We start from the raw sequence: 8,694 nt of genomic DNA on the forward strand, positions 1-8,694 counted from the left end.
GGCCGATGCGCTGCAGTGGCTGGCGCAGCCGCCGGCGGGGGAGGCCGATATCGTGTTCGTGGACCCGCCGTTCGCCGCCGGGCTGTGGGAGCAGGTGCTGGCCGGGCTGGGGCCGCACCTGGCCGCCGATGCCTGGCTGTACCTGGAGGCACCGGCCGAGCAGGCGCCGCGGGTGCCCGCGCCGTGGCTGCTGCACCGCGAGGGCGGTACCCGGGAGGTGCGTTTTGCCCTGTACCGCCGCGCCACTGCTACACTTTCACCAGATCACAACGTGTAGCTGACGTATGACCGTGGCCAACCGCCGCATTGCCGTTTATCCGGGCACCTTCGATCCGATCACCAACGGTCACATCGACCTGGTGAACCGGGCCGCGCCGCTGTTCGAGAAGGTCGTGGTTGGCGTGGCGCAGAGCCCGTCCAAGGGCCCGACGCTGCCGCTGGAGCTGCGCGTGCAGCTGGCGCGCGATGCGCTGGGCCACAACCGCAACGTCGAGGTGATCGGCTTCGATACCCTGCTGGCGCATTTCGTGCGTTCGGTGCAGGGCGGGGTGCTGCTGCGCGGGCTGCGCGCGGTCTCCGATTTCGAGTACGAATTCCAGATGGCGAGCATGAACCGCCACCTGATCCCGGAGGTCGAGACCCTGTTCCTGACCCCGGCCGAGCAGCACAGCTTCATTTCGTCTTCGCTGGTCCGCGAGATCGCCCGCCTGGGCGGCGACGTGTCCGGCTTCGTGCCCGCCTCGGTCCTCGAGGCGCTGCGCAAGGTCCGTGAAGCGAAGTCGGGCCCGTCGTAACCACCTGTCAGATCCACACATACCAAGAATCACCAAGGGAGGAATTCCATGAACAACACCATGCGTGCCATGTTGATCGCGTCGTTCGCGCTGGCCTTCACCGCCTGCAAGAAGGAAGAGGCTGCTCCGGTCGTCGAAGCCCAGCAGGCGCTGGTCGCCCCGGACGCCAATGACGACGCCGGCTGGAAGAAGTACCTGCAGGCCGTGGCCGTGCAGAACATGGGCAACATCACCAACAGCCCGTTCCTGTACTACCTGTCCCCGGAATCGGACCCGGAGTTCGCCGCCAAGTACGAGCGTCAGGTCGAGAGCGCCACCCAGGCCGTCGCGCGCGGCATCCAGCCGGGCAACATGCTGGCCTTCGGTTCGTCGGCGTCCTCGAAGATGGCCGACATGATCCAGGCCGTGTTCAAGGACGTGCCGGCGGACTCGATGAAGAACGTGCGCGTGGTGTTCATCGGCAAGGCCGCTGACAACGCCCGCGTGCAGTCGATCATCCAGCCGACCGGCGCCGAGTACATCTTCGTAGAAGCCAAGTAACCCGTGCAGTGGCGGCCGCGCGTTCCGCGTGGCCCGGGCGGCTTCTGCGAGGAAGCTGCCGATGACCGGCCGGCGCCTGTGCGCTGGCCGGTCTTCATCCGCCGGCGCGGGCGTGGAGTAACGCCATGTCGCTGAAAATCAATGAGCTCTGCGTCAACTGTGACGTGTGTGAGCCGGCCTGTCCCAACCAGGCCATCTCGATGGGTGAAACCATCTACGTGATCGATCCGGCCCGCTGCACCGAGTGCGTGGGACATTTCGACGAACCCCAGTGCGTGGTCGTCTGCCCGGTCGAATGCATCGATCCCGATCCGGACATCCCGGAAACCCAGGACGCCCTGCTGGCCAAGTTGTTCGGGCTGCAGCGCGACCATCCCGAACTTTATGCGGAGCCCCCATCCGAATGAACATGTTGTCGCGTCGTTGGTTGCTGCTCGTCCTGTTGTGGTCCCCGGTGGCTTGGTCCGCCGCACTCGCACAGGGTTCCCTGGCCAGCCATCCGGACGGCGCGGCCATTGCCAGCGGCCACCACCTGGCCACCGAGGCCGGCATGGAGATCCTGGCCAAGGGCGGCAATGCGTTCGATGCGGCGGTGGCGGTGTCGTCCACCCTGGCGGTGGTCGAGCCGATCAGCTCGGGGCTGGGCGGCGGCGGGTTCTTCCTGCTGCATGACGCCCGCACCGGCAAGGACGTGATGCTGGACGCGCGCGAAACCGCGCCGCAGGCCGGCACCGAGGCCGCCTTCCTGGACAGCAAGGGCGAACTGGACCGCGACCGCTCGGTCAACGGCCCGTGGTCGGCCGGCATCCCCGGCCTGCCGGCGGCGCTGGTGGAGCTGTCGTCCAAACACGGCAAGCTGCCGCTGCGCACCTCGCTGGGCCCGGCGATGCGGATCGCCAGCGAAGGCTTCCCGGTGTATGCGCGCATGGCCAAGGGCTATGCATCGCGCCGCGAAGTGATGGAACGCTACCCCGGCACGCGCGAGGTGTACCTGCGCAACGGCAAGCCGATCGCCGAAGGCGACCTGTTCCGCCAGCCCGAACTGGCCGCCACGCTGGAACGGCTGGCTGACAAGGGCTTCGACGGCTTCTACCGCGGCCAGACCGGCAAGGCGCTGCTGGCCGGCGTGAAGCAAGCCGGCGGCACGTGGACCGCCGACGAACTGGCCGGTTACCGGGTCAAGCTGCGCGAGCCGATCGTGTTCAAGTACCGCGACTGGACCATCACCACCGCCTCGCCGCCGTCGTCCGGTGGCATCGCGCTGGCGTCGATGCTGCAGATCCTGGAAGGCTGGGACCTCAAATCGATGGACCAGGCCCACCGCACCCACCTGGTGGTGGAAGCGATGCGCCGCGCCTACCGTGACCGCACGTTCTTCCTGGGCGACCCGGACTTCGTACAGATTCCGCAGAAGGTGCTGACCAGCAAGGACTACGCCCAGGGCCTGCGCGCCACGATCCACCCGGAGAAGGCCACCCCGAGCGACCTGCTGTCGGGCAACCCGACCCCGCTGGAAGACGACGAAACCACGCACTTCTCGATCATCGACCGCGACGGCAACCGCGTGGGCGCCACCCAGACGGTCAACCTGCTGTACGGCTCGGGCCTGATTCCCAAGGGCACCGGCGTGCTGCTCAACAACGAAATGGACGACTTCGCGCTGAAGCCGGGCACGCCCAATGCCTTCGGCGTGATGGGCTATGCAGCCAACGCGCCCAAGCCGGGCAAGCGCATGCTCAGCTCGATGACCCCGACCTTCATGGAATCGCCCGACAAGGTGGTGGTGTTGGGCACCCCGGGCGGCAGCCGCATCATCACCATGGTGCTGCTGGGCATCCTGGGCTACGACGACGGCCTGAGTGCACAGCAGGTCGCCGCGTTGCCGCGGTACCACCACCAGTGGCTGCCCGACGAGATCTCGGCCGAAACCGGCGCGCTGTCGGTGGACACCATCAAGCAGCTGCAGGCGATGGGCCACAAGATCGAACTGCCCGGCGACAGCGCCGAAGGCGGTCGCGGCTCCAGCCACGTGTGGGGCAACCTGCAGACCGTGGAATGGAACCGCGCGACCAACGTGCTCAGCGGCGGCAGCGACCCGCGCAACCCGGTGGGCAGTGCGGCGGTAACGCCTGCCGCCGCGCGCTGAGCCGGCGTTCCCCGATCCCGCGAAAACCCCGCCGGCCGGCGGGGTTTTTCGTTGTCTGAACCGATGCGTCTAGCGAATATTTAACGCGTCGCGCCGGATAATTTGCGCATGAAACTATGGTCGATACGCGGTAACTCACAGAAGCTCGACGGCGGTGCGATGTTCGGCAATGCGCCGCGCGCGGTCTGGGAAAAATGGGCGGCACCGGATGATCTGAACCGGATCGAGCTGGCATGCCGCGCGCTGCTGGCCAGTCCGCTGGCCGGCAAGACGGTGCTGTTTGAAACGGGTATCGGCGCGTTCTTCGAGCCGAAGCTGCGCGACCGCTATGGCGTGCAGGAACCCAGCCACGTGCTGATGGAATCGCTGCGCGAGGCCGGCTTCGAGCATGAGGATATCGACGTGGTGGTGCTCAGCCACCTGCACTTCGACCACGCCGGTGGCCTGCTGGCACAGTGGAGCGAGGGGCGCGAGCTGGAGCTGCTGTTTCCCAATGCCACCTTCCTGGTGGGCGCCGAGCACTGGCAGCGGGCGCTGCACCCGCACCCGCGCGATCGCGCCAGCTTCATTCCCGAGCTGCCCGGCCTGCTGCAGGCCAGCGGGCGCCTGGAGATCGTGGACGGGCCGTATTCCAAGGCGCTGGGCGACAGCGTGCGCTTCAGCTTCAGCGACGGGCATACCCCGGGCCTGATGTTGGCCGAGATCGTCGGCCCCGAGCAGGTTGATGGCCAGCCGCGCGGCGGCGTGGTGTTCTGCGCAGATCTGATCCCCGGGCGGTCGTGGGTGCACGTGCCGATCACCATGGGCTACGACCGCAACGCCGAACTGCTGATCGACGAGAAGCGCAGCTTCCTGGAAGACAAACTGGCGCGCAACGTGCACCTGTTCTTTACCCACGACCCGCAGTGCGCGCTGGCGCAGGTGGTACGCGACGACAAGGGCCGCTACGGCACCGTCCACGAGCAGGGCGAACTGAAGGCCCGCGCGCTGGCGTGAGCCGTCGGGCACCGACCACGCCGGTAGGTGCCGACCGTTGGCCGGCTCCACGCGACGCCACCCACGCTCATGACGAGCCGGCCAGCGGCCGGCACTACCATCGGGCGCAATCCATCCAACCGCGCCGGTTGGTGCCGACCGTTGGTCGGCACGGCACCCCAATCCACGCACCGGGCCGCCCCGGCGTAATCCTCAATGCGCCTTCAGGCACCCGCTCATGAAGGTCTTGCGTGCGTCGCCGGCCAGCTTCTTCGCGGCGGCATCGGCATTGCAGGTTTTCATGCGTTCCTGCGGCGTGGTCGCCGCCGGTGCCGGCCCGCTCAGGCAGGCCTTCTGCGCGGACTTGTAGTCCTCGCCGGTCTTGCCCTTGTTCTTGGCCGAACAGTCGGCCATGCGCTGCTGCTGTGGGGTGGCCGCTTGGGCCAGCACGGGGCTGCCGATCAGCAGCAGGCAGGCCAGCAGGGACACAGTCTTCATGGCAACACTCCACGCATGGGTAGGGTTGCGCGCAGCTTCTGCCCACCGATGAGCAGGCCGCGTGAAGAGGCTGGCGGCCGCGCAGGGCCGCCAGCGAACGCATGGATCAGCCGACTACGCGGGTACCGAAGATGCGATCACCCGCGTCGCCCAGGCCCGGCAGGATGTAGCCCTTTTCGTTGAGCTGGGCGTCGATGGCGGCGGTGAAGATTTCCACGTCCGGGTGCACGGCCTGCACGGCGGCGATGCCTTCGGGTGCAGCCACCAGGAAAATGCCCTTGATGCGACGCGCGCCGGCACGCTTGAGCATGTCGATGGTGGCGATCAGGGTGCCGCCGGTGGCCAGCATCGGGTCCAGGATCAACGCATCACGCTCTTCCAGGCGACCGGTCAGGCGCTCGAAGTAGGGCACCGGCTGCAGGGTCTCCTCGTCACGCTGCAGGCCCACCACGCTGACCCGCGCGGCCGGGATCAGCGACAGCACGCCGCTGAGCATGCCCAGCCCGGCACGCAGGATCGGCACCACGGTGATCTTGGCCCCGGCGATGCGCTGCACCGTCACCGGACCGGCCCAGCCGGCCATGGTGTGGGCTTCGGTGTCCAGGTCGGCGGTGGCCTCATAGGCCAGCAGGCCGCCGAGCTCGTTGGCCAGTTCGCGGAAATCCTTGGTGCTCAGGGACGCATCGCGCATCAGGCCGATCTTGTGCTGCACCAGCGGATGGCGCACTTCGACGATTTTCATGGGGAAAGGCAAGGGAAGCAGGAAGGCCGCTAGTGTGCCGCAACCCCACCCGAAGCCAAAGCCCAACCGCGGCCAGCGGCGCTCCCGGCCGCCCGTGTGTCACGCCCATGCAACCTCCCGGACATACCGTGCTGACCCAATCTTTACGCCGTTGGGGAATGCCGTGCAGAACAAGAGCGTGTTGGGCCGGGCGATCAGCCTGTCGTTGCTGGTGATGGCCAGTCCGTCGGTATTCGCCGCCGAGACCGCGGTGGGCGCCGGGGCCAGCGGCGCCGGGGCCGTCGACCTGGACCGGGTCGAAGTGCGCCCGCAGCTGGAGTCGCAGACCCGCGCGGTCGACCTCAAGCGCAGCAGCGACGCCATCGAAGACGCCGTATCGTCCGACGCCATGGGCGTGTACCCGGACAAGAACGTGGCCGAGTCGCTGCAGCGCCTGCCCGGCGTCAGCGTCACCCGTGACCAGGGCGAGGGCCGGTTCGTGGTGATCCGTGGCCTGGACGCCAACCTCAACAGCGTCAGCGTCGACGGCATCGCCATCGGCACCCCGGAAGATTCCAGCCGCGCCGCGCCGCTGGACGTGATTCCCTCCGATTCGACCGAGCGCCTGCGCGTGGTCAAGTCGCCCACCCCGGACATGCCCGGCGACGCCATCGGCGGCGCGATCCTGGTGGAGTCGGCCTCGGCCTTCGACCGCGACGGGCGCAGCCTGCGCGGCAAGATCGAAGCCAGCCACCAGCAGCTGTCCGGCGAGACCAGCCCGAAGGCGGCCTTCAACTACAGCGAGGTGTTCGCCGATACCTTCGGCGTGGCGGTGGGCGTGAACTACCAGAAGCGCACCTTCGAATCGGACAATACCGAGGTGGAGTACGGCAACTTCGAGGGCGGTGCCGACGACGACCTGTTCGCCACCAGCCTGCAGCGCCGCAAGTACGAGATCGAACGCAAGCGCATCGGCGCCAACCTCAACCTGGACTGGCATCCCGACGAGGACAACCGCTACTACCTGCGCACGCTGTACAGCCAGTTCGACGACGCCGAAACGCGCCAGCGCACCATTTTCGATTTCGGTGACGAAGGCATCACCGCGCTGGGTGGCAACCAGTACCGCGTGGACGACCTGGCCGCCGACAGCATCCAGAAACGCATGCGCTACCGCACCAAAAAGGAAAACACCTTCGCCGCCAGCATGGGCGGTGAGAACCGCCTGAGCGGCGCGGTGGTCGACTACAAGGTGGGCTATACGCGCACCGAAGAGCGCGTCAACGACGAGATGGAAGCGCGGTTCGAGTACGCCGGCGACGACCTGTCCGCCACCATCGACCAGAACAGTCGGGTGCCGCGCATCGCGCTCAGCGATGCGGGCTGGATGGACAACGGCAACTACGACTTCGATCGCGTGGTGCTGTCGCCCAAGCGGGTGGACGACAAGGAACACAGCGCGCAGGTCAACCTGCGCTTCGACGGCGACAACGCCAGCTACAAGTTCGGCCTGCTCGGCCGCTGGCGCGACCGCGACGTGGACAGCAACGAGCGTGAACTGCGGGTTGGCCCGGACATCGCCCTGTCCGACTGGACCACCGGCACGCCCGAGCACCGCGGCGGCACGCTGGGGCAGGGCATGAGCTCGGACGCGATGCGCCGCTACTGGGCGCAGTTCGGCGGCCAGTACAGTGCGCGCCCGCAGGATGCCGGCGGCAATGCGCTGGCCTCGCTGGAAGAGGACTACACCGCCCGCGAGGACATCTTCGCCAGTTACGCGATGGGCACCTGGGACATCGGCGCGCTGCGCGTCATCGGCGGCGTGCGTGTGGAGAACACCCAGTTCAGCGCCACCGGCAACAGCGTGGACGTGGCCAGCAACGGCCGCACTTACACCGTGACCCCGCTCACCGTCAGCCGCAGCTACAGCAACGTACTGCCCGGCCTGCACCTGCGTTACGACGCCGGTGATGCCTGGGTGCTGCGCGCGGCGGCCAACAAGACCGTGTCGCGTCCGTCGTTCGGCGACATCGCCCCGCGCGTCGGCCTGAGCCGGGGCGACGAGGAAGTACGCATCGGCAACCCGCAGCTGGACCCGTACGAATCGAAGAACATCGATCTGTCGCTCGAGAAGTACATCGGCACCACCGGCATCCTGTCGCTGGGCCTGTTCCACAAGTCGATCGACGGCTACATCGTCAACACGGTGAGCACCTCCGACCCGGCCTACCCGGACTTCACGGTCACCCGCGTGATCAACGGCAACAAGGCCACCGTCAAGGGCGCCGAGTTCAACTGGCAGCAGCAGCTGGCCTTCCTGCCCGCGGGCTGGGATGGCCTGCTGGTGGGCGCCAGCGGGACCTGGCTGGATACAGATTTCGACCCGGGCCTGGCCGGGCGCGAACGCGACGACTTCATGCTGCCGCGCGCCTCCAAGCACGTCTACACCGCGCATGTCGGCTATGAGAAGGCCGGTTTCAGCACCCGCGTGGCAGCGGTGTACCGCAGCGAGTACCTGGACACGCTGGGTGACAGCAGGGCCTACGACATCTACGTGGCGCCCAACACCCAGCTGGATTTCAGCCTGGACTACAAGATCACCGCCAACGTGAGCGTGTACCTGGAAGCGCAGAACCTGCTTGACAAGCCGCTGGAGCTGTACCAGGGCACGCGCGCGCGCACCCTGCAGATGGAAGAGTACGGCCGCACCTATGCGCTGGGCCTGAAGGTGGCGCTGTGATGCGCGCACGTCATGCCGTGGCGGTGGTAAGCCTGGCCCTGCTGGCGGCGTGCAAACCGGCGTCCGCCCCGGCGGCCGATGCGCCCGCCAGCGCCGCCGCAGCCCGTTCGGTAGCCACCGTGGCCGAAGCCTTCCTCACCCCGATGACCCCGGCCGACAACATCGACTCGCCGGCCAGCTGGACCGCGCCTGACGGCAAGCAGTGGCTGATCGCCACCGCCAAGACCACCCACAAGCTGGTGGTCTATGACGGCCAGACCGGTGCGCACCTGCGTGACGT

General features: G+C 67.6%; 9 protein-coding genes and 1 pseudogene. 8 read left to right on the forward strand and 2 right to left on the reverse strand.

What is annotated here, in order from left to right; genetic code table 11:
* The 6 genes from DBR34_RS08905 to DBR34_RS08930 all read left to right on the forward strand — a co-directional run.
* Window positions 1-277: RsmD family RNA methyltransferase (locus DBR34_RS08905; protein WP_181393954.1), on the forward strand; the 277-nt coding region annotated here is incomplete at its 5' end.
* Window positions 278-284: 7 nt separating this feature from the next.
* Window positions 285-794, forward strand: a complete 510-nt coding sequence (coaD, locus tag DBR34_RS08910; protein WP_038689023.1) for a pantetheine-phosphate adenylyltransferase — start codon at window positions 285-287, stop codon at window positions 792-794.
* Window positions 795-842: 48 nt separating this feature from the next.
* Window positions 843-1,334: a hypothetical protein gene (locus DBR34_RS08915; RefSeq protein ID WP_128096528.1), complete on the forward strand. Its 492-nt coding sequence runs from the start codon at window positions 843-845 to the stop codon at window positions 1,332-1,334.
* Between the two features lie 125 nt (window positions 1,335-1,459).
* Complete coding sequence (locus DBR34_RS08920; protein WP_038689019.1) at window positions 1,460-1,741, forward strand: YfhL family 4Fe-4S dicluster ferredoxin; 282 nt, start codon at window positions 1,460-1,462, stop codon at window positions 1,739-1,741.
* Entirely contained in the window at window positions 1,738-3,480 is a 1,743-nt protein-coding gene (gene ggt / locus DBR34_RS08925) for a gamma-glutamyltransferase (RefSeq protein WP_128096529.1), read from the forward strand. Before DBR34_RS08920 ends, ggt begins: the two co-directional genes overlap by 4 nt.
* Window positions 3,481-3,588: 108 nt before the next feature.
* Window positions 3,589-4,476, forward strand: coding sequence for an MBL fold metallo-hydrolase (locus DBR34_RS08930; RefSeq protein WP_128096530.1), 888 nt, complete (start codon window positions 3,589-3,591; stop codon window positions 4,474-4,476).
* A 192-nt stretch (window positions 4,477-4,668) separates the two neighbouring features.
* Here the strand turns inward: DBR34_RS08930 and DBR34_RS08935 are convergent, their stop codons facing one another.
* Entirely contained in the window at window positions 4,669-4,953 is a 285-nt protein-coding gene (locus tag DBR34_RS08935; RefSeq protein WP_128096531.1) for a PsiF family protein, read from the reverse strand.
* A 106-nt stretch (window positions 4,954-5,059) separates the two neighbouring features.
* Complete coding sequence (upp, locus tag DBR34_RS08940) at window positions 5,060-5,695, reverse strand: uracil phosphoribosyltransferase (RefSeq protein ID WP_019183235.1); 636 nt, start codon at window positions 5,693-5,695, stop codon at window positions 5,060-5,062.
* 163 nt (window positions 5,696-5,858) lie between these two features.
* On the opposite strand from upp, the gene DBR34_RS08945 reads away from it, so the two are divergent.
* Window positions 5,859-8,414 (forward strand): TonB-dependent receptor, encoded by a 2,556-nt coding sequence (locus DBR34_RS08945; protein WP_128096532.1) that lies wholly within the window; start codon window positions 5,859-5,861, stop codon window positions 8,412-8,414.
* Window positions 8,414-8,694, forward strand: a pseudogene (locus DBR34_RS22460) (phytase); the annotation flags it as partial. The gene DBR34_RS08945 and the pseudogene DBR34_RS22460, both read left to right, overlap by 1 nt.

The sequence above is a fragment of the Stenotrophomonas sp. HMWF003 genome (genome assembly GCF_003061285.1).
Classification (GTDB): Bacteria; Pseudomonadota; Gammaproteobacteria; order Xanthomonadales; family Xanthomonadaceae; genus Stenotrophomonas; species Stenotrophomonas maltophilia_AP.